General features: G+C 63.4%; 23 protein-coding genes. 18 read left to right on the forward strand and 5 right to left on the reverse strand.

The genetic code is table 11. From position 1 onward, the window contains the following. Positions 1-272 precede the first annotated feature (272 nt). The 3 genes from ACQY80_RS13625 (at position 273) to ACQY80_RS13635 (ending at position 3,626) form a co-directional block, all read left to right on the forward strand. Entirely contained in the window at positions 273-1,472 is a 1,200-nt protein-coding gene (locus ACQY80_RS13625) for a P1 family peptidase (protein WP_428680634.1), read from the forward strand. Beyond that, positions 1,469-2,605 (forward strand): NAD(P)/FAD-dependent oxidoreductase, encoded by a 1,137-nt coding sequence (locus tag ACQY80_RS13630; RefSeq protein WP_428680637.1) that lies wholly within the window; start codon positions 1,469-1,471, stop codon positions 2,603-2,605. Before ACQY80_RS13625 ends, ACQY80_RS13630 begins: the two co-directional genes overlap by 4 nt. Positions 2,606-2,828: 223 nt before the next feature. Continuing rightward, positions 2,829-3,626, forward strand: coding sequence for a hypothetical protein (locus ACQY80_RS13635; RefSeq protein WP_428680640.1), 798 nt, complete (start codon positions 2,829-2,831; stop codon positions 3,624-3,626). Between the two features lies 1 nt (position 3,627). Here the strand turns inward: ACQY80_RS13635 and ACQY80_RS13640 are convergent, their stop codons facing one another. Then, on the reverse strand, positions 3,628-5,253 hold the full coding sequence (locus ACQY80_RS13640; protein ID WP_428680643.1) for a PP2C family protein-serine/threonine phosphatase: 1,626 nt from the start codon (positions 5,251-5,253) through the stop codon (positions 3,628-3,630). Positions 5,254-5,300: 47 nt separating this feature from the next. On the opposite strand from ACQY80_RS13640, the gene ACQY80_RS13645 reads away from it, so the two are divergent. Genes ACQY80_RS13645 through ACQY80_RS13660 form a run of 4 tightly spaced genes read left to right on the forward strand, consistent with a single transcriptional unit; the run spans position 5,301 to position 10,660 of the window. Beyond that, the gene (locus tag ACQY80_RS13645; protein ID WP_428680646.1) at positions 5,301-7,790 is read left to right on the forward strand and encodes an MFS transporter; all 2,490 of its coding nucleotides are present in this window, start codon (positions 5,301-5,303) and stop codon (positions 7,788-7,790) included. Continuing rightward, entirely contained in the window at positions 7,780-9,054 is a 1,275-nt protein-coding gene (locus ACQY80_RS13650) for a HAMP domain-containing protein (protein ID WP_428680649.1), read from the forward strand. The genes ACQY80_RS13645 and ACQY80_RS13650 overlap by 11 nt, the downstream gene beginning before the upstream one ends. Continuing rightward, a complete protein-coding gene (locus tag ACQY80_RS13655; RefSeq protein WP_428680652.1) occupies positions 9,051-9,437 on the forward strand; it encodes a Crp/Fnr family transcriptional regulator in 387 nt (128 codons plus the stop codon). The genes ACQY80_RS13650 and ACQY80_RS13655 overlap by 4 nt, the downstream gene beginning before the upstream one ends. Next, complete coding sequence (locus ACQY80_RS13660) at positions 9,434-10,660, forward strand: hypothetical protein (protein WP_428680655.1); 1,227 nt, start codon at positions 9,434-9,436, stop codon at positions 10,658-10,660. Before ACQY80_RS13655 ends, ACQY80_RS13660 begins: the two co-directional genes overlap by 4 nt. Here ACQY80_RS13660 and ACQY80_RS13665 read toward each other — a convergent pair whose 3' ends face one another. Continuing rightward, complete coding sequence (locus ACQY80_RS13665; RefSeq protein ID WP_428680657.1) at positions 10,661-10,993, reverse strand: STAS domain-containing protein; 333 nt, start codon at positions 10,991-10,993, stop codon at positions 10,661-10,663. Between the two features lie 117 nt (positions 10,994-11,110). On the opposite strand from ACQY80_RS13665, the gene ACQY80_RS13670 reads away from it, so the two are divergent. From ACQY80_RS13670 to ACQY80_RS13680, 3 genes are read left to right on the forward strand one after another with little or no spacing between them, the layout of a single operon-like run. Next, entirely contained in the window at positions 11,111-11,569 is a 459-nt protein-coding gene (locus tag ACQY80_RS13670; protein WP_428680660.1) for an ATP-binding protein, read from the forward strand. A gap of 33 nt (positions 11,570-11,602) precedes the next feature. Beyond that, positions 11,603-12,094 (forward strand): SET domain-containing protein-lysine N-methyltransferase, encoded by a 492-nt coding sequence (locus ACQY80_RS13675; protein WP_428680663.1) that lies wholly within the window; start codon positions 11,603-11,605, stop codon positions 12,092-12,094. Between the two features lie 17 nt (positions 12,095-12,111). After that, positions 12,112-13,317, forward strand: coding sequence for a diaminopimelate decarboxylase (locus ACQY80_RS13680; protein WP_428680666.1), 1,206 nt, complete (start codon positions 12,112-12,114; stop codon positions 13,315-13,317). 245 nt (positions 13,318-13,562) lie between these two features. On the opposite strand, the gene copC is transcribed toward ACQY80_RS13680, so the two are convergent. Further along, a complete protein-coding gene (gene copC, locus ACQY80_RS13685; protein ID WP_428680669.1) occupies positions 13,563-13,946 on the reverse strand; it encodes a copper homeostasis periplasmic binding protein CopC in 384 nt (127 codons plus the stop codon). Positions 13,947-14,092: 146 nt separating this feature from the next. Here copC and ACQY80_RS13690 point away from each other — a divergent pair, with 146 nt between their 5' ends. From ACQY80_RS13690 to ACQY80_RS13710, 5 genes are read left to right on the forward strand one after another with little or no spacing between them, the layout of a single operon-like run. Then, entirely contained in the window at positions 14,093-14,359 is a 267-nt protein-coding gene (locus ACQY80_RS13690; RefSeq protein ID WP_428680672.1) for a hypothetical protein, read from the forward strand. Then, positions 14,359-14,799 (forward strand): periplasmic heavy metal sensor, encoded by a 441-nt coding sequence (locus ACQY80_RS13695; RefSeq protein WP_428680674.1) that lies wholly within the window; start codon positions 14,359-14,361, stop codon positions 14,797-14,799. Before ACQY80_RS13690 ends, ACQY80_RS13695 begins: the two co-directional genes overlap by 1 nt. Then, complete coding sequence (locus ACQY80_RS13700) at positions 14,796-15,359, forward strand: RNA polymerase sigma factor (RefSeq protein ID WP_428680677.1); 564 nt, start codon at positions 14,796-14,798, stop codon at positions 15,357-15,359. The genes ACQY80_RS13695 and ACQY80_RS13700 overlap by 4 nt, the downstream gene beginning before the upstream one ends. A 57-nt stretch (positions 15,360-15,416) precedes the next feature. Next, a complete protein-coding gene (locus tag ACQY80_RS13705; RefSeq protein ID WP_428680680.1) occupies positions 15,417-17,204 on the forward strand; it encodes a copper resistance system multicopper oxidase in 1,788 nt (595 codons plus the stop codon). After that, positions 17,201-18,208 (forward strand): copper resistance protein B, encoded by a 1,008-nt coding sequence (locus ACQY80_RS13710; RefSeq protein ID WP_428680683.1) that lies wholly within the window; start codon positions 17,201-17,203, stop codon positions 18,206-18,208. The genes ACQY80_RS13705 and ACQY80_RS13710 overlap by 4 nt, the downstream gene beginning before the upstream one ends. A 154-nt stretch (positions 18,209-18,362) precedes the next feature. On the opposite strand, the gene ACQY80_RS13715 is transcribed toward ACQY80_RS13710, so the two are convergent. Further along, positions 18,363-19,121 carry an AraC family transcriptional regulator gene (locus ACQY80_RS13715; protein ID WP_428680686.1) on the reverse strand — a complete coding sequence of 253 codons (759 nt, stop codon included), beginning with the start codon at positions 19,119-19,121 and terminating at the stop codon, positions 18,363-18,365. A gap of 175 nt (positions 19,122-19,296) precedes the next feature. Here ACQY80_RS13715 and ACQY80_RS13720 point away from each other — a divergent pair, with 175 nt between their 5' ends. Genes ACQY80_RS13720 through ACQY80_RS13730 form a run of 3 tightly spaced genes read left to right on the forward strand, consistent with a single transcriptional unit; the run spans position 19,297 to position 21,825 of the window. Further along, positions 19,297-20,259 (forward strand): alpha/beta hydrolase, encoded by a 963-nt coding sequence (locus ACQY80_RS13720; RefSeq protein WP_428680690.1) that lies wholly within the window; start codon positions 19,297-19,299, stop codon positions 20,257-20,259. Further along, entirely contained in the window at positions 20,243-20,821 is a 579-nt protein-coding gene (locus ACQY80_RS13725) for an FMN-binding negative transcriptional regulator (RefSeq protein ID WP_428680693.1), read from the forward strand. The genes ACQY80_RS13720 and ACQY80_RS13725 overlap by 17 nt, the downstream gene beginning before the upstream one ends. Continuing rightward, a complete protein-coding gene (locus ACQY80_RS13730) occupies positions 20,818-21,825 on the forward strand; it encodes a histone deacetylase family protein (protein ID WP_428680696.1) in 1,008 nt (335 codons plus the stop codon). Before ACQY80_RS13725 ends, ACQY80_RS13730 begins: the two co-directional genes overlap by 4 nt. A 41-nt stretch (positions 21,826-21,866) precedes the next feature. Here the strand turns inward: ACQY80_RS13730 and ACQY80_RS13735 are convergent, their stop codons facing one another. Next, positions 21,867-24,071 carry a TonB-dependent receptor gene (locus ACQY80_RS13735; RefSeq protein ID WP_428680699.1) on the reverse strand — a complete coding sequence of 735 codons (2,205 nt, stop codon included), beginning with the start codon at positions 24,069-24,071 and terminating at the stop codon, positions 21,867-21,869. Positions 24,072-24,306 lie beyond the last annotated feature (235 nt).

Here is a 24,306-nt window from a genome sequence, read left to right on the forward strand (position 1 = left end):
CTATGCCATCCACCTGTGGAATCGGCCTCCGTCGAAACTGGCGACCGTCTTGCTGAAGCATTTGAAGAGCGCCTTTCCGGCCTATAGAAAATTTCTTTAGGCCGTTGCTGGATAGAGATTGTCCGGATCGACGGTTGAGCGTTAGGCAGGTGACATCTGTCAGTCAGCAAAACGGATCATTGCGCTTGTCCTTCAATCTTCCTGATATCTCCAGCCAATCACCGATCATGCACCCCCCGGGCCTTCGCCCGGCGCAAAGGCGGCCGGTCGCGTTGCTGACCATCGCCGCAATCGCAATCGGCATGGGGGGAATTGGACCGACGTCGGCGCAGGTCGAGGGCGAGCCGCGCGTCCATGCCCGCGACATCGGTATCGCGCCCGGAATCTTTAAGCCCGGCCCCCTCAACTCCATTACCGACGTGGACGGCGTGCGCGTCGGCCAGGTTACGCGCATCGAGGGCGCCGACGTCAGGACGGGCGTAACCGCCATTCTGCCGCACGGGGGCAATCTGTTCCAGGACAAGGTCCCGGCAGGCATCGTCGTCGCCAATGGCTTCGGAAAATTTGCCGGCGCTACGCAGGTCGCCGAGCTGGGCGAGATAGAGACCCCGATCGTCCTGACCAACACGTTGAGCGTCGCGCCCGCGATCGATGGCATTCTCGACTGGACGCTGACGCGGCCGGGCAATGAAGAGATCGGGTCGGTCAATGCGGTTGTGGGCGAAACCAACGACGGCACCCTCAATAATATTCGCAAGCGGGCGATCGGCCGACTGGACGTGGTCGCAGCGATCGAGACCGCTACCAGCGGCCCCGTCGCGGAAGGAAGCGTCGGCGCGGGCACGGGCACCCTGGCCTTTGGCTGGAAAGGCGGCATTGGGACAAGTTCCCGCATTCTCCCCCAGGCGCTGGGTGGTTATCGCGTCGGCGTCCTCGTCCAGACAAATTATGGCGGGACGCTGACGATGGACGGCATTCCGGTCGGGAAGGCCCTCGGCCGCTATTTTCTGCGCGAGCATGGCGAGCGTGCGTCTGCCGACGGGTCCATCATTCTGATCGTGGCGACCGATGCACCGCTCAGCGACCGGAATCTGACCCGGCTTGCCCACCGCGCGATCGCCGGCCTGGCGCGGACCGGCGCTGCCTTTTCCAACGGGTCCGGCGACTATGCCGTCGCCTTCTCGACAGCCGATGGCGTTCGTCGGACGGCAGCACGGCGTGGCGTGGTCACCGCTTATCCCGAACTGGCCAATGACGCGACGTCGCCGATTTTCGTGGCCGTGTCGGAGGCGGCCGAAGAGGCGATCTATAACTCGCTGTTGATGGCCACCACCGTCGAGCGGCAGGCAACGGGGGAAGCCGGAGCGGCGAGAGGGGAGGCGCTCGACATCGCGGCGGTCAGGAAGGTGGTCGCGCGCTATCGACCGGCCGCACCGCGCGCTCCGCTGTCGGCGAAGGGGACTATCCGGTGAAGCGGATCGATGTTCTGGTGATCGGCGGCGGTATCGCCGGTGTGTCGGCGGCGGCACGGTTCGCGCAGCGTACCGACACCGTTCTGATCGAGCAGGAAAGCGCGCTTGGCTATCATTCGTCGGGGCGCAGCGCGACCTTCTATCACTTCGGGATCGGAGACGACGCCGTCCGTGGGCTGACAGCCGCCAGCCGGTTCTTCTTCTCCGATCCGCCGGGTGGGGAGGATTTGCCGCCGCTGTGGCAGACGAAATCCGCCATGTTCTTTGCAACGTCGGAAACGATGGACCAGTTGACGGCGCTCGAGGCCGAAATGCGGCGCTTCTCTGACAATATTTCGCAGGTCGGGCCGAGCGAAATGCAGGCGATCGTCCCTGTGCTGAAGGTCGGGAGCGGAGGCGCTGTTGCCGGACTGGTCGATACGGCTGGCCGCAAGCTGGACGCCGACCTGCTCCTTCAGGCGAATGCCCGCGCGCTGCGGGCCGCAGGAGGCGAGATACATTTCCATGCCGGGGTGACGGGTATCGCGCACGACGGGTCCGACTGGATCGTCGATACGGTCGGGGAAAGCTATGCCGCCCGGATCGTCGTCAACGCCGCGGGCGCCTGGGCGGATGAACTGGCGGTGATGGCCGGCGTCCGACCGCTCGGATTGATGCCGCTTCGGCGGACCATCATCGGCTTCGATCCTCCGAAAGGTCTCGATGTTTCGAACTGGCCGTTCCTCAAGACCGTCTTTGACGATGGCTTTTATATGCTGCCCGATGCGGGGCGGCTTCTGGCCTCGCCCATGGATGTCACGCCTTCGCCTGCGTGCGATGTCCAGCCCGAGGATTATGAAACGGCGCTTGCCGCATGGCGCGTCGAGGAGGCGACGACATTGTCGGTGGACCGGATCGCGCTGAAGTGGGCTGGGCTGCGAAGCTTCGTGGCGGATAAAGTGCCGACGGCCGGTTTCGCGACCGATGCGCCGGGATTCTTCTGGCTTGCCGGGCAGGGCGGTTACGGGCTTCAGACGTCGCCCGCGATGGCGCTGGCGGCCGAAGCGTTATTGTTCGATCTTCCCTGGCCCGAACTGCTTCGGGAACATGGCGTCCAGCCGCATCAGATCCGACCCGAACGTTTGTTCATTTGATACTTGCAGCCGGGTGATGGTTCAGGATTTGGGACGATCATGTCGGGAGTTTTTCTACGCGTTCTGCTTCGCCGGATCTAGGATAGGGTGCGATACGGAGTAGCGGGCTGGCGAGATGGTCGCGAGATATGTTCGCCGACATTCACCCGTCCATGCTGCCAGTATTTTAACGTGCGAGCTTTAGTGCTGTGAGCCGCGAGGTCCATTTTTTTCCGGAGCACTCATGATCCGCCTTTTCCTGTCCATTGACATGGTCGGTTCAACGCAATTCAAAGCCCGTTTTACGGGGCAGGGCAGCCAAGGCTGGCTGGAGACGTTCCGGAACTTCTTCTGCAATTTTCCGCTGATGCTCGCCGGACAGGTCGGTTTCGAGTTCATCGACAGCGATTCCACGCCGGCGATCGATGTTTGGAAAGCGATGGGGGACGAGGTAATTTTCGTCGCCGAGCCCGCGAGCGCCGAGGAGGCCGTCTCTATCTTGCGTGCACTCCTGCGGACCATGACACTCTATGAACGTAAATATTTCGAGCGGCTGCCGCTGCGACTGAAAGGAACGGCGTGGCTGGTCGAGTTCGGCGAACAGAATATCGAGCTTGATATTGCCGAATTGTCGGCGGGCGATGGCGCGCGCCATATCGATTATATCGGTCCTGATATCGACCTGGGTTTCCGCCTGTCCAAATTCGCGCGGGCGTCGAGTCTGGTGGTGTCGCTCGACCTGATGGAGCAACTGCTCGGTGCGCCCAACCGCGACCTCCTGTCGCTGCACTTGCTGGGTGAGGAGGAGTTGAAAGGGGTCATGTTCGGGCGCCCCTATCCGGTCGTCTGGGCTGCCGATGCCGAAACGGGCTTCGACTTTCTGCCGTGGGAGATCAAAAGCTGTCCGCTCGTTGCTGCCGCCGCCGCGGCGCCGCCGACTGAAATCATGAGACTGCAAGCCGCGATCGCCGACATGCGGCTCTATCTGCGCAAGATGCACGGAATCGACCGGATGCCGCTGACGATGGGCGCCAGGCCCTGACCTATGGTCCGTTCGCGGACGCGCCCTCGAAACAGATCACCAATATCGCAATATCGTCCGACTGCGGGACTTCGCCGACGAAGGCGCGAACGCTCTCGGCTAACCCCTCGGCGATAAAGCGCGCCGACGGGTCGGTCCGCGCCTGTTCGAGGGTCGTCCGGATGCGACCGGTTGCATAAAGCTCGTCGCCCGGACCCGTCGCCTCCGACACGCCGTCGGTGAAGAGCATCATCGCGTCGCCCGGCGCGAGGGTGAAGCGGTCCGATTTATATTCGACATCGTCGAAGATGCCCATTGCCATGCCTTGCTGCTTGACCAGCCGTTCGACGTCACCGTTCGCCCGCACGATGAAGGGCGCCTCGTGTCCGGCATCGCTGTACTCGACGCTGCCATCGCGCAGGTCGAGGATGCCGGCAAAGGCGGTCACGAACATTTCGGCGACGTTGTCGCGCGCCAGTTCGGCATTGACCCGGGTCATGATGGCAGCGGTCGAGGTGGCGGACAGCGCCTGGGCTTTGAACAATGTGGTGGTCATCGCCATGAACAGCGCGGCGGGCACGCCTTTGCCGGCAACATCCCCAACGACAAAAAACAGCCGGTTCTGATCGATGAGGAAATAGTCGTAAAGATCGCCGCCCACCTGTTTCGCCGGCTCCAGCATCGCAAAGACATCAAGGTCGGTGCGGCCCGGAAAGGGCGGGAACTTGCCCGGCAACATCCCGATCTGGATATCGCGCGCGGCGGACAATTCACCTTCGACGCGTTCGCGGGCGGCGGTCGCGGTCTGGACCTCGATCAGATAGCGTTGCAGGCGCGCGATCATCACCGACATCGCGGCCGCAAGGCTGCCGACCTCGTCGCCGCGTGCGCTTCCGATCCGTTGGATCGCTTCCATCTCCTGCGCGTCGGGCTCGAAGCTGCGTCGCTCGATGTTTCGTGTGAAGGCGGTCAGCTGCGCGAGCGGCTGGACGATACGGCCGACCAGCATCCAGCCGACGGCGAGAGCCAGCGCGAACATGACGATCCCGACGGCGACTGATTGTAGCATCGCCCCGCGAAGCTTGGCGTCGAGCTGGCTGAGATCGACGTCGGCGCCGATGATATAGATGCGTCCGTCCCGCGTCCGCGCGGGTTTATACACCGATCGAAAGCGCCCGAAGGCATCGCTATATTCGTCGAAGCGGATGCGGCCGTCGCGAAAGCTGGCGTGCAACGGGCGTGGCGCGGTGTCGTACAGGGCAAAATAGCGCGTCTGCGATCCCGCCTGCATTTCCCCGATCGTCGCGCTCGTCGACACCGTCCGCACCTCGGTGCCGAATTGCATGTAGGTATAGACATAGGCGAGCCTCGAACCGTTGGCGAACGCCGACAGCCGATCCTGCAGCGCGTCGAATTCCTCGGGGCTGATCGAATCGCGATCCCGAATCCGCTCGTGATAGCCGGACGGAATGATTGCGCGTGTGGCGTTGACGGCGGTGAGGAGTTGGGTGTCGATGCCCGCCAGAATTTCGGAGCGCTCGATGCGGTAAAGCACGATCGAATAGGCCGTCGCGGTGATCAGGTTCAACACGAACAGCAGCAGCAAGAGCTGGGGCTTCAGCCCGAATTTATGTTTTCGTTCCGACATTGACCCCGCCGCGCCCCTCATTGCCGCTTTCTCCGGCGCTGACAACAGTGCGACTGACTTCTTCAATATTTTGTTGCTATGCGGCGAAAGGTGACGGGGCGGAGGGCGAAATTTTGATCGACAGGCTTTCACGTCTGTTTCGCGTCGAGCGCGGCGAATGGCCGAAGCTTCTCCAGTTCGGTCTGCTCGGCTTTCTGCTGCAGATGGGAATGGGGATCGGCTTCAGCGCAGGCGATGCGGCCTTTCTCAGCCACGTCGGCGCCGACGCGCTGCCGATCGTGTTCATCCTGACGCCACTTGTAATGCTGGTCTATACCGGCCTTTTTTCCGTGTTGATGGTGCGTTTCCGGCTCGATCATCTGGTCATGATGACGCTTGGGTTGCTTGCCGCGGGGGGGCTTCTCTTCTGGCTCCTGCTTGGTGGCGGCGGCGAAGAGAAGCCGCTCTATTATGCGCTGAAGCTCTATCTCGCGATGTGGTACATCGCGCTTTACAGTCTGTTCTGGAATTACACCGACGCCTATTTCGACATTCAGGATGCCAAACGGCTGTTCCCGTTGTTCGCGGCCTTTTGTGCGCTCGGCACGGCGGCCGGCGCGCTCGTCGTCAATCTGCTTGCGGCCACCCTTTCGCTCTCCTCGTTCCTTCTTCTCTGGTCGGCGCTCGCGCTCGCGACGATCCCGCTTGCCCGGCTGCTCGGGCGGCGCTGGCGGCAGATTGCGGAAAGTGACGCGGATGCTGGCGAAGGAGCGGAAGGGGCGGGTGCGCAGCTTGCGATGCTGTTCGGCAGCTTCCGCACCTCGCGCTACACGGTGGTGCTGACGGCGACCTTGTTCGTTACCCTGCTGATGACCAATCTCGCCGAATATCAATATGCGACGGTGCTGCAGGAAGGCCGGAGCGAAGCCGAACTCGCGGCCTTGTTCGGTGCGCTTTACGCCGCTTCGAATATCTTCAACCTGATTGTCTGCCTGTTCGTTTTCAACCGGCTGGTGTCGCGGCTTGGCGTCCGCAACGTCGCTTTCATCCTGCCGCTGACCTATTTCGCGGTCTTTGGCTTTTTCTTTCTCAGCGGTGGATATGCTGCCGCAATAGCCGCCTTTTTCGCTTATCACGCGGTGCTGACGTCGATCGAGTACAACAACCAGAATCTGTTGTTCAATGCGGTTCCCTCGGCGATCAAACGGCCGCTGCGAACTGTAGTGGAGGGAATGTGCGAACCGCTCGCCAGCCTGATCGCCGGCGGGTTTCTTGTTTATGCCGTCAAATATCTCGACCTGCGCGAGCTATCGGGAATCGGGGTGATACTGGGCGTCGCGCTGATCGTGATCGTTGCGTTGTTGCGCGGGCTCTATCCGGCAGCGATGGCCGGAAACATGCGGCGCGGCTGGCTCGATTTCAGCGCTCCTCTGCCGGCGCGGATGCCGGAGGCCGAGGCAAGACTCCGCGCGGTGGCCGCAGACCCCGCTGCGCCGCTCGCACGCCAGGCGACAGAGCTGATCGCCGCCCTGGCGCCGAATGCGGCATCAGGGCATGCCGACGGGATCGATGCCATCCCCGCTTTGCTGGCATCGGCGCAGGCGCGCACGCCGCGCGATCGACGCGCGCTCGTCGACAGGTTGAAGGATTTTGGCGAGACTGCGATTCCCCACCTTGTCGCGGCACTGCGTGACGGACGGCGGGCATATGCCGAAAGGGCGTTGGCCGCCCGCGCACTCGCCGGCCTTTCCTTTGCCCAGTTCGCGGCGCAAGCGGACGGGTTGGTAAAGGCCGAATTGGGCGCGGCGCGGCGATGGGCGGATAATGCGACGCGGCTTGCCGCTGCGGCCGGAGCCGATGCCGCGGTCGGACTGCTGGGGCGGGCACAGCGCGAACGTGCCGAAGCGGCGGTGGATTTTGTCCTCGAATTGCTCGCGTTGCGCGGTTTGTTGCCCGATTTCGATTTGCTGATCGTGTCGCTCCATTCGGCCAATGCCAAGGTTCGCGCGAATGCAATGGAAGCGATTGAAGCGGGCGTCGGCTACAGGCTGTACGCCGAAATCGCCGCAGCCACGCAGGTCGAGGCGAACCGGGCCGAGGCGCCGACGGCGAACGAGATCGTCGCTCTTGTCGATGGCGTGCTCGACAATGGTGGTCCCGTCGAAGTCGCCGCCGCGCTCGATATCCTGTTCGCGCGCCTGCCCGCAGCCGACTTCGCGCGGCGTTCGCGTCGCCTTCTGGGCCCGGGCATGCCGGAGCCGCTCCGCCGCCAGCTCCTCGACCGGTTGGGAATCCTGCACGAGAATGGCCCCGGCCTCGTTGCGCTGATCGATGCGTTGCACCGGATTCCGGGCTTTGCTGCAGCCACCTCCCAGGCGCTGGCCGATCTCGCGCGCTCCGCGACGTTGCACGAGCCGAAAGAGCCCGCGTTCGGCGGCATGGCGAACCGGCGCCCCTTCTGGATCGCGCACCATGCGATCACGGAAGCAGCCTCGCGCCATCCCGATCTGGCGCTGGTGATGTTGCGGATTCAGGATGGGCGCGCCCATGCGGCCTAAAGCGCAGATTGGCATACAGGCACTGCTGCTACGCACGTTTCTGCCGGCCGTAGTCGTCGCCGCACTGGTCTTGGCGACCTTCGTATACACGATGCTTTACGACACGGTCTTGCGTCAATTCGACGACCGCCTCGTCGCGACGAGCACGATAACCGGGGCGCTGATCGATCCCGGCGATCATGACTGGCTGATTGGTCAAGCGCGGGCCGGAAGCGACCCGGTGGCCGTCGAGGCCGACCTTCGTTATCGCCGAAACGTCGAGCCGATGCGTCATATTCGCGAAAAGCTCGACCTCACCTATGTTTACACGCAGGTGCGGGGTGGCGAAGACGATGTGCTCTATATTCTCGACGGCACGGATGGCGACGAGCATACCGCGATCGGTTTTCGTGACAGCCTGCCCGCCGCGACGATGGCCGGGCTGCGCGACGTTCAGGCGGGACGCGGTCTTTATGTTTCGCCGGTCGAATATCAAAAACAGTGGGGGCTGCTGAAAACGGCTGCGGCGCCGGTTTACGGCGCCGACGGACGGATTGCCGGAACCGCCGGCGCCGACGTCAACGTGTCCGTGATCAAGGTCGCGACGCAGAATGCGCTGTTTCAGAGCGCCATGATCGGAATGGCGTCGATCATCATTTGCCTGATCGTCACGCTTCAGGTCGTGCGCCGCGTCGCGCGCCCGATCGAACGGCTGACACAGGAAGCGTTGCGCATCGCGGCGGGTGATCACAGCCCGCCGGCGGCCATTCGTCGCCCGCGCGAGGTCGGGGCGCTGCGCGATTCGCTGGCGCTTCTGGGCGAGCATGTCACCGACGAGATCGGCCAAGGCGCCGCGGAATCGGAACGCCACAACCTGGCCCAAGGCGAAATGCGTCTGCTCGCCGGTCTTGATGCGGCCACCTCGTCGGTGGTGCTGGCGGACGGACCGGAGCGTACGCTGGTCTGGGTTGTGACGGGTGACGCGGGATTGGCCGCCATGCTCGCCGCGCGGGCTATGGCGCGCCTCGCCGAGCGTGCAAAGGACAGGCCTGACCTGATCGACCGGCTCGATACGCTTGCCGATCTCGATCAAGGTGCTCTTCTTCGCTTCGAGGCCAGCACGCGCTCGCTGACTCTGGTCTCGGCGGCGACGTTGATGATTGAGGCCGATGATGAACCTGTGATGCTCGTGCCGGGGGTAGCCGTGACGCTTCCCGCGGGCCTGTCGCGCTTGCGCTATCGTGAGGCGCTCATCCCTCTGGCCGGCCAAGGGGTTCGTCGATGATGTCCCTTGATGTGATCGACCGCATGACGACACTGGCGACCGTTCCGCCTTTCGATCGGCTGTCGGGGCGCGAATTGCTGCTTGTCGCCGAGCAGATACGGCCCCGCAACTTTGAGCCGGACGCCATGTTGATCGAGAGAGGGCAGGTGGCCGACATGCTCTATGTCGTAGCCGGCGGATCGGCTGTGGCGGACGGCGCGGATGCGCCCTTACTGTTCGATGTACCGTCCCTCCTGTTCACGCTGCCTGCCGACCGGGAATATCGCGCGGGCGGAGGCGGTTTGCGCGCGCTTTGCCTGGCAAAGCCCCATCTTTTTACGATCGCGCGCGAATGTCCTGAATTTATTGCCGCACTGGTCGACCTGAGAGCGATCGCGCAATGAATATCCGGTCGATCATCCTTGCTGCCTCGATCCCGCTTTTCATCCTGCTGGCGGCGGTCAATGGCGCCCTCCTTTATTTTCAAAGCCGTGCCGAAATGATGCGCGGCCTCGACCAGCGCGCCATCGCGGCCGCCGTCACCGGCGCGGAGTTTTTTTCGCAGATGGACCGGCCGCGATTGGTCGTCGATGATCCGGTGCGGATGCGCGCTATCACGATCGCGATGCGATACCTGCCGGGACTGGACGGCTATTATCTGGTGGACCGGGATGGCGGAAAGGTGGAGCTGGCGGCCCCGGTCAGGCCTTGGAATCCCGTAGCGGCGGCGGGGGGATCGGCGGCCGTCGCGCTATCACAGGGAGAGGTCGGAGAGCGGCACGTCGTTGCGCTGGCGCCCGTCGCGGGAGGCGGTTTCGTCGCGGCACGGTTCGACGCCGAACCGCTGTTCGCACGGATCGATGATTTGCGGCGATGGATCATGTTGGGCGTCGGTCTGGCGGCGTTGATCGGTCTGGCGGCGGGTTGGTACGTCGCGCGGCGGATCGTTCGCGATCTGGCTGTGAGCCGGGCAACCATGAACGCTCTCGAAGCGGAAGGGGCGCTGCCCGACGCGGAAGGACTATCGATTTCCGAAGCGGCAGACCTTGCGGCCGCGCTGCGTCTGGTCGACGCAAATCGTCGTGCTGCGCGAAGCCGGCTCCGGAACCAGGTGGTGCAGCAGGACCGGGAACGAACCGACGTCGCGGCCTTCGCAACATGGCGTCAGTCGGTGTTCCCTCCCGTTTCGGCGACCCTCGCCGGTGCAGCCGTCGCCGCACGCATTGTCGGCGCAGCACCGCCCGGTGCTTTCTACGTGCTTTGCGAAGGCAAGGGGGGCGCTGTGCTGGTGGTCGGTGAGTGCGAGGGCGCCGATGCGGTCGATGCGCTGGCGTCGGCGATCGCGGCACGGAGATTTCTCGAGCGGCAGTGGTGGCTATCGGGCCCCGAACAAGCGATCGCGCTCGCGCGGAGTGCCTTTGCAGTCACGCGTCTCGACTATCGGTGCTGGACTGAGATTGCCCCGCCGGAGGCCGCGCTGCTTCTGCTCACCGACGACGCCGAAACGGCCCGCCGCGCCGAAATCTACGCGCGAATAGATCCCGACATTGCCCCCGACTTGCTCCTCGACGGGCTCGCGGCATTGCTCCACCCCGCCGGGATATTTGGCGCGCTGCGCCGCGCCTGATCAGCCGATCGCGGCCAGCCCGGCGTCGATATCCGGCTCGATCGCGAAGATCGCGGTGAAACCGCTGATCTCGAATACCTCGTGGACGGTTGCCGAAAGGCCGGTGAGGACCAGCTTGTGCCGGGTCGCCTTCGCCGCCTTCACCCCCTTCAGGAAAACGCGGAGACCCGCCGAGCTGACATAGGCGATGCCGGACAGATCCATGATCGTCGCCTCATGGTGCTGGACCCTGTCGGGCAGTACCGCCTCCAGTTCGGGGGCGCTATTGCTGTCGATGCGCCCCGACGCGGCGACCAGCCATGCGCCGTCAAGCTGGGTTTCGGTGATTTCCATTGTCGTTTCCCGTTTTTGAGCGGTGATGCCCGTCGTTGGCTTTCATTATGTAGCGATTGAGAAATTTTTCCACTCGATTAAGCTGGTGGCCCGCAAGCGCCAGCCTTGCATCTAGGAATGATCGGTGTCGTGGAGACGGAATTCGCCTGCACTTTGTCCGACCGGCACGCTGCTTTCCGGGCGATGATGGACAATGCGGAGACCTTTCTTGCCGGGCAGGAAATCCCCGCAGCCGTCATCGGGAAGATGATGATCGCGGTCGACGAGATCGTAAGCAATATCTTCGCCCACGGCGCGCGCGACGGTGAACCGACGGTCAGCATCCGCCTGCACGTCGGCCCAGACCGGGTGAGTGCGGAAATCGAAGACGACGGCATAGCATTCGACCCGCTGCAAAGCACGGAACCCGATACCGGATTGTCGGCGGAAGAGCGGCCGATCGGAGGGCTCGGCATCCATCTGGTGAGGAAAATGATGGATGACGCCCGCTATGATCGCGATCACGGACAGAACCGGCTACGATTCCATAAGAGATTCGCGCTAGAAGCTCCGCACGAGGGACCGGAATCGCCGTAGGGATGGGGCCGTTCGGCGCGAATGGGGGTATTTATGTTTTCGCCATCGGGTCCACCCAAGGCGGATGATGTCGATGATCGGCATCTGCTGACGATCTGTCACAGCGACGGTTTCGGACTGTGCATTCGTGCATTGCGCGACTGCGCTTCGGGGCTGGTACTTGATCATTTCAGCGGTAAGATCGGTCCGCAGATGTCGCAGCACAGCCTGCAGGTGGCGCCTGGTCTCCATATCGGAGGAACCCGCTATATCGGTTATCTGTCGCACGGATGCGACCCCAACTGCCGTCTCGACATGGTGCGCTTCGAACTCGTGGCGTGTCGTCCGATCGGCGCGGGCGAGATATTGACGATCGACTATGCCGCGACCGAGGACCAGCTTTTCAGTCAGTTCGCCTGCGCGTGCGGGGCGGAAAACTGTCGTCACTGGATCACCGGCCGTCTCGACCCGGTCAGCGCCGCGGGGCAGCTTCATCTCTCCGCGCGCGACCTCGCTGCACGCCATATCGCCGCCGCTTCCGCTTGACCGAACAGTCGGTCGCCATGCCTCGCCTCTGGTGGGAACGCCCCGATCTTTGTTATGAGGACGGACGGCTCCGCTTTGCCGGACATGATGTCGCCATGCTGGCGAAAGAGGCCGATGGCCCACTCTATCTTTATTCCGCAGCACGGGTCAGGGCGAACATCGGACGCGTGCGCGATGCGCTGGTGGCCACAGGCACTCCCTTCCGCATCTATTATGCGATGAAGGCGAACCGTCACGCGCCGCTGCTGACGATGTTGGCCGGCACTGGCCTTTGCGGCGTCGATATCTGCTCGCCGGGCGAGCTCGACCATGCCATCGCGTGCGGCTTTCGTCCCGACCGGATAAGCTTTACCGGTACCGGGGTCGCACCGCGCGATCTCGACCGCCTGCTCGTGCACGATGCGCTGACGATCAATTGCGATACGATCGGGATGATCCGCCGGATCGGCGAGCGCGTTCCGGGCCGCGCGATCGGCATCCGTGTGAACCCCGCGCGCGGAGTAGGGTATGACGACAGCGAACGTCTGACCTATGCGGGCGCGCAGACGACGAAATTCGGCATCTATCGCGAGCAATGGGGCGAAGCGCTGGCGGTCGCCCGCGCGCATGACCTGCGCATCACGAGCCTACATTTTCATGTCGGCTGCGGCTATCTCGACCAGCAACTCGATAGTTGGGAAGCTGCGATTGAGGCGGGTCTTTCTTTCCTTGCCGATCTTCCGGACGCGCGCACGGTAAATGTCGGCGGAGGTTTGGGGGTGCCCCATCGGGCATCGGACAGTCCGCTGAACCTTGCGAAATGGGCGGCCGCGTTGCGGCGTCATTTTGCAGATCGGTCCGTCGAAATCGCAGTCGAACCCGGCGATTATCTGGTGAAGGATGCTGGCATGCTGGTGCTTGGCGTGACCGACGTGGAACGCAAGCGCGACACGCTGTTCGTTAGCGTCGATGGCGGTTTCAATCTACATCCCGAGCCGGTCTTCTATAATTTGCCGTGCGAGCCCGTTGCCTGTGTGCCCCGCTCGGCCGATTCGGCAAACTGGCAGCGCTGCACCATCGCCGGGAACATTAATGAGGCGCTCGATTTATGGGCGAAGGACGTTGCAATGCCGCCGCAGCAAGAAAACGACTTTATCGCTTTTCTGAACGCTGGCGGTTATGGCGCGGCGATGAGTTCGCATCATTGCATGCGATCCCACTTCATCGAGATGTTGCTCGCTTGAAGCGGGGCATATTATCGGGTTTCGTTGTATCGACAGGTCCGGCTTCTCAATCTCGCCCACCCAGATCCGCGCGGTAGGCCAGTTCAAGAACAAGCAATCTGACCAGCTCTGCTGCTTGTGGCAGAGCCATCTCGCGCAACCCGGCACGGCGAAACGCGTAAAGCGGACATGCCGCCAGCCCATGATCGGCATCAGGTTCGCGAACAGCAGAAACCGGATGCCGATCATGAAGGGGGGCCATTGCTCTATTTTACGGTGAAGCTGAATTCGCTGCCCATATGGTGCGTATCGGCGCCAGCGGCCGACCATTTGACCTTGTAAGTGCCGGGAACGAGCGCGCGTTTCGGGGTAAGTGTCAACGACTTGCCGTCCTTCCCCATCGCTGAGGCCACGGCGATCTTCATTGGCGGATGATCTGCCATGCCCGGCATTCCGGTCATCACCAGCTCGGCCTTGACGGTCGAAGCGATGAGTTTCTCGCTGAATTTGAGCTCGATCGAGGTGAGCTTGGCGACCTTGGCATTCGCTGCAGGCGTCGATGCCACGAGCTTCGCATGCGCCAGAGCGGCGGTTGGCGCAAACGCCAGCGCCGCAGCCGCGGCGACAGCGGAGAGCGAAAGTTTGATCATAAAAAGCTCCAATCGGATGGTCATGCTGCTAATACGCATGGCAATACCGCAGCCCTCGAAGAAATAAGCCGGGGCTGTTCCGGGAGAGTATGAGGGGTGCCGCGTTTTCGTGCGTATATCTTCCTGAAAGGACCGGAGAGACGTCGATGGACGAGGAGTTTCGTAAACTGAATGCGGCCGCGCTGCCGTCGGCGCTCGATGCGCTCGACGATCGCGTCCTCTTCGCGCTCTCTGTCCGGAAGGCCGAGACGGCGGCAACGCGCCGCATGATGGCCGTCGCGGCGCTCTGTTCATTGGGTGGCGGCATGGTCGCGGGCGGTCTTTTCATGCCGGGTGCCGTTTCTGCGAGTCCGCTGACGCCGCTGATCCCCGCGAGCCCACTGGCACCTTCGGCCCTATTGGACGTGCGCTGATGACTGCCGCGCGCCGGGTGGCGATCATCGGTTTCATTGCGTTCCTGGCGGCGCTTGCGGGTGTTTTCGTCGGCCGGCTGCTCGTCGAAGCGCCGAAGCAGAGCGAGACCGAGCTACATACACTGTTGCACCGCGAACTGACGCTCTCTTCTGATCAGGAAAAGCGGCTGCAGGCGATCGAGGCGCAATATTCCGGGCGGCGCGGAGCGCTCGAGCTCGAGATGCGGGCGTCCAATATCCGTTTGGCGCAGGCGATCGAGGCCGAGCATGGCTATGGCCCCCGCGTCACCAAGGCGATCGACGAGACGCACGAAGTGATGGGGGAATTGCAGAAGGAGACGCTCCGTCATTTGTTCGCGATGCGCAGCGTTCTCGACCGCGATCAGGCGGCGATGTTCGACAAGGTTGTGGTCAAGGCGCTGACCGCCGATGCGAGGTGACGGGCGATCTGTCGCAATTTGGCGACCGCGATCTCGCGGCTCTCGCCCTTTCCGGCCGACAGGATGCCTATCGTGAGTTTCTGGCGCGGTACAAGGCGCCGGTCTTCCGCCTGATCCGCGCCAACGTCGGCGACGAGGGCGAAGCGATGGACCTGACGCAGGAAAGCTTCGTCGCGGGTTTCGCAGCGCTCGCGCGCTATGACGGCGACCGGCCGTTCCGCGTCTGGATCTCGCGCATCGCGCTCAACAAATGTCGCGACTGGACACGCCGCCGCGCGGTGCGTTCCTTTTTTACGCGCGCGCTTCCGCTGGAAGCTGCCTATGACGTGGCCGGCGACATCCCCACGGTCGAAATGGTGGCAGCCGACCGTGCTCAACTGGCCCGGGTGCAGAGAGCGATCCTCGACCTGCCGGCCAATCTTCGCGAAGTCATCGTGCTACGCGGAATTGAGGAATTGAGCCAGGCCGAAGCGGCGGGGATGCTGGGCGTCAGCGAGAAGACGATCGAGACGCGCCTCTATCGTGCACGCGCCAGATTGCGCGAGATGCTCGACGAATAAGGGACGCGTCGGGCGCGTGCGTATAGTCTTGCAGGTATAACAGAAAGAAGCGGGATAATGCAGATTGATCGGCGGCGTTTTATCGGCGCGGCGGCGGGAGGCGGCGCGGCCGCTGCGCTTGCCGCATGGTTGCCGGCGTGGGCGCAGCCCGTTTCGACCGGCCTGAAGGCCCGGTTGCCGACCGTGTCCGGGGAGGACATCACGCTGCGGATCGCGCGCCAGACGATGCGCGTCGATGGCAGGGTGTCCCGCGCAATCGGGATCAACGGGACGATTCCTGGCCCGCTGATCCGCCTGCGCGAAGGGCAGAGGGCGCGTCTTACCGTCGTCAACGACCTCGACGAGGACAGCTCGATCCACTGGCACGGCCTGATCCTGCCGTTTCACATGGACGGCGTGCCGGGGGTCAGCTTTCCGGGGATCAAGCCTCGCTCCACTTTCGTCTATGAATTTCCGATCGTGCAGGCGGGCACCTATTGGTACCACAGCCATTCGGGGTTGCAGGAACAGATCGGCCATTATGGTCCCATCGTCATCGACCCGAAGGATGCCGACCCGGTCGGATATGACCGCGAGCATGTCATCGTCCTGTCCGATCACAGCCGCCTTTCGCCCGAGGCGATTTTCCGCAAGCTCAAGGTCAACCCCGGCCATTTCAACATGCAGCGCCAGACGCTTTCGGGGCTGGCCGCGGGCGAGGATCAGCCACTTAAGGAGCGGGTCGCCTGGGGTGCGATGCGGATGGATCCGACCGACGTCGCTGACGTCAACGGATCGACCTATACCTTCCTCGTCAACGGTCACGGTCCGCGCGACAACTGGACCGCGCTGTTTGCGCCCGGCGAACGGGTGCGGCTGCGCATCGTCAACGCCTCGGCGATGTCGATCTTCAATGTTCGCATTCCCGGGCTGGGCATGACGATCGTGCAGGCGGACGGGCTGAACGTCGTGCCGCTGCCGGTCGGCGAATTTCAGATCGGGGTCGCCGAAACATACGACGTGATCGTCACCCCGGTCGAGGATCGCGCGTACACATTCGTGGCGGAGGTCAACGATCGCTCGGGCATGGCGCGCGCGACGCTGGCGCCGCGTGCAGGAATGACCGCCGAGGTCCCGCCGCTCCGCAAACGCCCGCTCGCGACGATGAAGGACATGGGCATGGGCGCGATGGCGAGCGGCGATGCGTCCTGCACCGCAGAACATGCGGCGATGGGACACTGCATCCCTGCGCTCGCCGATGCGTCATCCGGCGATCATGCCGCGATGGGGCATGGTGCGGGCGGGATGCAGCACCGCATGCGCGACTTCAGCGTCGCGCCGCAGGTCAAGCGAGATCCCAGCGTCCAGTCGATTTCGCCGATGCCGGTCGACCGCATGGGCGAACCGGGGCAGGGGCTGGAGGATGTCGGACACAAGGTGCTCACCTATCGCGACCTCGTCGCGCTTGATCGCAATCCCAACGTTCGCGCTCCCGATCGCTCGCTCGACATCCACCTGACGGGCAATATGGAGCGCTTCATGTGGTCGTTCGATGGGGTGAAGATGTCCGACCATCACGAGCCGATCCCCTTCATTGAGGGCGAGCGCGTGCGGGTGAATCTGATCAACGATTCGATGATGGTCCATCCGATCCATCTGCACGGTCATTTCTTTGAACTGGTAACGGGGAAGGGCGATCGCGCGCCGCGCAAGCATACGGTGATCGTACAGCCCGGCGGTATCGCAGCCTTCGATTTCACCGCCGATGCGCTCGGCGACTGGGCGTTCCATTGCCATCTCCTCTATCACATGCATGCTGGCATGATGCGCGTCGTTAGCGTGCGTCCGCGGGAGGATGCGGCATGATGCGCGCGTCGATCCTGCTCGCGGGCCTTTCCGTCTTCGCAGTCGTTCCTCCCGCAGCGGCCCAGTCGGACCACGCGGGGCATGGCGGTGCGCAGTCGGCGCCGGTTGCGGAAGAGTCCATGCCGATGGATCATGGCGACGGCGCACAGATAGACATGGAGCCTTCCGCGACCTGCGGGCCCGAGCATGCGGCAATGGCGCATTGCACGCCCGCTGCGCCGCTGCGGACCACGTCTTCGGGTGCGGTGGGAACCGATCTGCCGGCAGGCGATGCCCCGGCGCCGCCGGTGCCGGGCGACTGGTATGCCGATCGGCTCTATCCGAAAGGGGAGATGGAACATTCGCGCCACGCGATGATGGTCGAAAGCGGCGGGCTGGCGACCGGCTTGCTCAGCTTCAATCTTGCCGAATATCAGGCCCGCAAGGGGCGCAACGGCTATCGCTGGGACGCCGAGGGGTGGTATGGCGGCGACATCAATCGCCTGACGGTCAAGAGCGAGGGCGAGGGGGTGTTCGGCGAAGCGATCGAAAACGTCGAAACGCAAATCCTCTACAGCCGCGCGATCGATCCCTATTTCAATTTGCAGGCGGGCGTGCGTCAGGATCTGGGGCATGGCCCCGACCGGACCTACGCCACGCTCGGCTTCGAAGGGCTGGCTCCCTACTGGTTCGAGGTCGATGGTGCGTTGTTCCTTTCGAACAAGGGCGATGTATCCGGCCGCATCGAGGGCTATTACGATCAGCGGATTACGCAGAAGCTGATCCTGCAACCGATGGCCGAGCTAAATCTCGCGGTGCAGGACGTGCCCGAAAACGGCATCGGATCGGGACTGTCGGACATGGAACTTGGTCTCCGCCTCAGATACGAGATCGTCAGGGAGTTTGCACCCTATGTCGGGGTCGAATGGACCCGCAAGTTCGGTGATACGGCACGCTTTGCGCGGGCGGCCGGCGAGGGTGCCAGCGGCGTCAGCTTTGCCATGGGTGTCAGAGCCTGGTTCTGATTTTCAGCAGCACGCAGGGTCTGGCGGCCGCGTCTCGAAATCCGGGGCGCGGCCGTTTTGCCGATATGCGATTGGGGCTTCGCCGGAATTCAGCAATCATCCGAAATTGCCAGGTTAGCAGCCTGATCGTCGAGCGCGCTGCTGCGCCTTCGTCCTACTGCTTCAGATACTGGCTTGGCGGTACACCGAAGGCACGGCGGAACATCGCGGCAAAACCGCTGGGGCTGTCGTAGCCGACGTCATAGGTGACCTGCGTGATCGATGCGCCCGCGGCGAGCATCGACAGCGCCTCCATCAGCCGCACCTGTTGCCGCCAGACCGCTAGGCCCATGCCGGTTTCCTGCTTGAAGGTGCGCGTGAAGGTTCGTCGCCCCATTGCCGCGAGCCCGGCCCAGTCATCGATGTCGCGCGGATCGGCCGGATCGGCGAGGATCGCGTTACAGACACGGAGCAGCCGGAGGTCGCTCGGCATCGACACCTGATAGGGGGCGTTGGGCATGCGCTCGATCTCTTCGAGCAGCAGGTCGATGATCCGGCCCTCGCGCCCGGTCACATCGTAAAGTGGCCGGAAATCGACGACCTCGAGGATGAGGGCCTTCAGCAGGTTCGAGACTTCGAAGACCCGGCATTCGGCGTCGCGCGCGGCGTGACCGCTCGGTAGATAGAGCGTGCGGAGAGATACGGGTCCGCGGCAGGCGACCTCGTGCTTCATCCCGGCGGGCAGCCACACCGCGCGCTGCGGCGGGATGACGAAGCTGGTTTCGGGCGTCCGCACCGACATGACCCCCGCCGATGCGTAAAGAATCTGCACATGATCGTGGCTGTGCATCGGGTCGACATAGCCCGCAGGATATTCGTCCTGCAGCGCCATGACGGGCCGCGCGGTGCGCAATATATCAATGCTGTGCTTCATGGCCCATTTCCCACAAATATCAGCTGACCCCACCTTACAGGCCGAATGACGAAGAAGCCAGATGCGATGCGGCCAATGGCCTTTCCGGCATGGTGATTGGCCCGAACGGGCGATAGGTAAGAAGCCGTGGGGGCTATCACGGCGAACAAGATCGGACCGGAGAGGGAAAACCCGTATGCCCAAGGGCTTGGACGCCGTGCAGGACGATTTGGTCGACGCCGATATCCGGCGTTTTGTCGATGCCGTCGGCGACGCTTACGCCGGACATGGTGCGCCCGCGGACATTGCGTCGCGGCGCCGGATTGCCGAACAGGTCCGCAAACCCTGGCGTGAGGGTGGCCCGATCATGGCCGAAAGCATCGATCTGGACATGGACGGCCTGCGCCTGCGGCTTCACCGGCCGGTGACGGGCGAAAAGCTGCCGGTGATGCTCTACATCCACGGCGGCGGCTGGGTGTTGTTCAGCATCGACACCCACGACCGGCTGATGCGCGAATATGCCGCGCGTGCAGGCATTGCGGTGATCGGGATCGATTACAGCCTGTCGCCCGAGAGTAAATTTCCGGTCGCGCTGGGGGAATGCGCCGCGGCGCTCGACTGGATCGCTGAGCAGGCCGATGCGCTGAACCTCGATGCCGGCCGCGTGCTGATCGGCGGCGATTCGGCCGGCGCCAATCTGTCGGTCGCGACCTGCCTGCTTCAGCGCCAGCGCGGCAAGTCGCTGCCGGCGGCCATGGTGCTCAACTATGGCGCTTTCGCGCCCGAGCATTTGCCGAGCTATGCCCGCTTTGATGGCGAAGGCTACTCGCTCGAATGCGACGAGATGGACGCCTTTTGGGCCGATTATGTCGATAGCGGCGAACAGCTTGCCGATCCGCTGGTCGCGCCGCTTCATGCCGATCTGACCGGCCTGCCGCCGGCGTTCCTCGCGATTGCCGAGTGCGACATCTTGGCCGACTGCAACCACGCTTTTGCCGAAAAGCTGGCGGCCGCGGGTGTGCCGGTCGAGGCTGTGACCTATCGCGGCGCGACGCACAGCTTTCTGGAGGCCGTGTCGATCGCACCGCTGGCACAGCGCGCGTTCGACGAGCAGGCGGCGTGGATCGTCGAGACGGTCGGTCATGATTGCGCCGTTTGAACCCCGCCACCCCGCCGATGCCGCGCGGCTGATCGCCGGCTACCCGCTCGCCTGGCTGATCTCGCGCGCGTTTCATTCCAGCCCGCTGCCACTGATTGCCGAGACCGACGATAACGGTGCGATCGTAGCATTGTTCGGTCATTGCGGGCGGCGCAATCCGCTCGTCGCCGACTTTCGCGCCGACCCGCGCGGACTGGCGCTGTTCAACGGCCCGCAAGGCTATGTGTCGCCCGAATTGCTGTCGAAGCCCGACTGGGCCCCCACGTGGAATTACGCCGTGCTGCGCTTCACCGTCGATGTCGAATTCGTCGAGAACGAGACGCGCGACGCTGTCGAACGGCTGGTCCACGCGATGGAGGGCGATCGCTGGTCGACCGACCGGGTGGGACCGCGCTATGACGCGATGCTCGACCAGATTATCGCGTTCCGCGCGCATGTTGTTTCGGCCGAACACAGCTTCAAGCTGGGGCAGGACGAAAGCGCGACGGGCTTGGCCGAGATCGTCGCCGCGCATCCCGACCGGACCCTGGCGGCATGGATGGAGGAGCAGACGAGGCCGTGAAGCTTTTCTTTGACGATCGTCAGACCGCGCACGCGCCGCTGCGCGAGCTTCATAACGGCGACTGGGTTCCCTTCGCCGAAAATGTCGAGCGTCCGCGCTCGATTGTCGCAGCCTTTGCAGACTGGCAGCCGGTGCGCGATTTCGGAATGGAGCCGCTGCTGGCGGTCCATGATTCCGACTATCTGGCCTTTCTGGAACGCGCGCATCGCGATTGGATCGCTGCGGGGCGGAGCGGCGATGCCATCGGTTATACCTTTCCGGTGGTGCGTCGCCGGCCGCTGGCCTTCGGGCGGATCGACGCGGATCTCGGCGCCTTTAGCTATGATGCCGGAACGCCGATCGCCGAGGGGACGTGGCAGTCGGCCTATTGGTCGGCGCAGGGCGCGCTGACCGCGCTCGATCATCTGGCGGCGAGCGGGGACCGGAACGCGTTCGCGCTCTGCCGTCCGCCGGGCCATCACGCCGGACGCGATTATATGGGCGGCTATTGCTACCTCAACAATGCTGCGATCGCGGCGCGCGCGGCGACCGCGCGCGGCTTGGGTCCGGTTGCGATTCTCGACATAGACTATCACCACGGAAACGGCACGCAGGATATCTTCTACGCCAACGGCGACGTCTTCTTCGCGTCGATCCATGCCGATCCGCGCACCGACTATCCCTTCTATTGGGGCCACGCCGACGAACGCGGCGAAGGGGCGGGCGAGGGGGCGAACCTCAACCTGCCGCTACCACGCGGGACCGATGGCGCAGCCTATCGCCCGGCGCTCGATACCGCGTTGGCGGCGATCTCCGACTGGGGTGCGAAGCTGCTGATCGTCTCGTTCGGCGCGGACACTCACAGCAGTGACCCGATCTCGAGCTTCGCGCTGGAACGCGAGGATTATGGCGATCTGGCGAAAGCGATTGCGGGGCTGGACGTGCCGACGCTGATCGTCATGGAGGGCGGCTACGCCGTCGGTGATCTGGGCCGCAACGTCGCGGCGTTTCTTGAAGGCTTCTAGAAAGCCGGCGCCGCTCCTTTCGAAGCGGCGCCATTGCTTCCTCAGTTCAGGCTGAACCGCAGCGTCGCACCCACCGTGCGCGGCCGCGTCACCGATCCCGCGAAGGAGAAGGGCGCGTTCAGAATGCCGTACTGGTTGAACAGATTCTTGGCGAACAAACCCAGCTCGACGCGGTCGGCGACAGTGATCGACGCGTTCAGGTCGATGATGTGATAATCGCCCTTTTCCAGCGCCGCGCCGAATGCCACCGGTGCACCCGACATATAGCGATGCGACAGGTTGAAACGCGGCTTAAGGGGCGAGTCAGGGAAGTTCAGGTCGACCGAGTTCGACAGGATCCAGTCTGATGCACCCGGCAACTGCGTGCCCTTCGCATAGCCGCCCCCCGGAGCGAAGCTGTCGGGCAGTAGTGTCGACAGGCGCGCGTCGTTATAGGAGACGTTCGATGCAAGGGTCAGATTGCGGGTGGGGCGCAGCGTCAGGCTGAGTTCGATGCCGTCGACGTCCGCACCACCGCCGTTCACCGTATAGGCGTTGAAGTCGCCGGGCGTGAACAGGCGCGCCTGAATATTGCCCCAGTCGATGTGGTAGGCGGTGAGGTCGATGCTAAGCGTCTTGTCGATCAGATCGACACGCGTTCCGATTTCGTAATTCTTGGTCGTGTCGCTTTCGAAGGTCAGCGGCAGGCCGGGAACTGCCGCCGAATAGACGTTGATGCCGCCTATGCGGAAGCCTTCCGAATAAAGCGCATAGACCATGAAATCGTCGCTGGGTTTATAGGTCAGCGAGACCTTCGGGATGAAATCCGAATCCTTTCTGGTGCCCGGCGCGAAGTCGAACGGCGGGATCAGGTTGGCGTTGGGCAGATATTGCAGCCGCGGGCTCGACCGGTATTCGAACAGGCGGCCGCCAACGGTCAGCGTCAGATGATCGACGATATCGAATGAGGCTTCGCCGAAGATCGCCTTTTCGGTGACGCGGTTGCTGCTGACGGTGCGTGTCGCAAGGTCGCCAGGAGCCAGCGTGTCGCCCGACTGGCCGCCGAACATGCCCGGATTGGCGTCGATATGGTCGCCGATGCCCTCGATATAGGTGCCGTCGGTGTTCGCCGAGCGAAGCCGCGTATAGTTGGCACCGATCAACCAGCGGAAGCGGCCGCCGTCGGGAGAGGCGAGGCGAAGCTCGGCATAGTCGGTCTTCGACTTGCCCCGGCTGCTCGCCAGTTCGGGCGTGTTGGTGCGCGGGTCGTTGCCGCCGAAGATCGAGTTGTCGAACGCGAGGTTCGCCTTTTTCTCGGTATAGCTGCCGATCGCGGTCAGCGTCGCGAAGCCCAGATCCTGTTCCAGCTTCAGGCTGTGCAGCATGAAGCTGGTGTCCTGGAACTCGGCGACGTTGGTTGCACGGTCATAGGTCTTGGGCGTCCCGAAGATGACATATGTCTGATCGTCGAGATCATATTCCTGATACATGCTGAGCGCCGAAATCTTGGTCGTTTCGGTCGGGGTGAAGACGATCGAACCGCGCAGGCCGCGCACGCGCAGGTCGTTGCTGCCCTTCTTGCCGAGCAGCGTGTTGTCGAGATAGCCCGCATCGACGCGCTGCAGCGCGACAAGGCGCACGGCGAGCTTGTCGGTTGCGATCGGCAGGTTGACCATGGCCTTGGCGGCGTAATTGACCTCGCCGGCGCGCTTGGTCGATGACAGATTGCCCTCGAAGCCCGCGTCGAAGGCGCTCGGATCGGCTTCGTTGACGACATAGTTGACCGCACCGCCGAGCGACGAGGAACCGAACAACGTGCCCTGCGGCCCCCGGAGTACTTCGACGCGGCTGACATCGAAGCTGTCGACATCGGGGATGACGAGCGGGAAGCCGGGTTCGATCAGGGGAATCTGGTTCAGGTAATAGCCCGTCGTGGCCTGATTGGCTTCATGATAGGTGCTCGACGCGATGCCGCGGATCACGACTTCTGAGACGCCCGGCTGATAGTCGTTGAACACGACGCCGGGGACGCGGGTGATATAGTCGGACAGGCTCTGTGCGTTCAGCTTCTGCAAGGTCGCTTCGCTGACGGCGGAGACCGATCCCGGCACATCGCGAACCGATTCCTGCCGCTTGGTTGCGGTGACGACGATATCGTTATCGTCGGTGCTCGCCGACGCATTCTGGGCGAAAGCCGCCGAGGTTTGCCCGAGGGCGAGTAACGAAATGCCACAAAATACGACGCGCTTTACCGATGCAAAGGACATTTTCGCCTCCCTTTTGGTAGAAAATTCCAATTCTCACGCTATCAGGTTCAACGGTCGTGTCGGCGATAGTCGGGCCATTCTCTCTCTTTATCGGGCCAGCGAAACGGCGAAGGCGGCCGGTCGCAGCACACCGATTTGCCCGATTGGTGGATTTGGCGGCCTGATCGGCGGTGAAAGCCAAACTTGCTTCCATAAGCTGCGGCCGTGATGGTGGTTCGCGTGGGAGACGGTCGGC

Source organism: Sphingopyxis sp. (genome assembly GCF_965279755.1).
Taxonomy (GTDB): Bacteria; Pseudomonadota; Alphaproteobacteria; order Sphingomonadales; family Sphingomonadaceae; genus Sphingopyxis.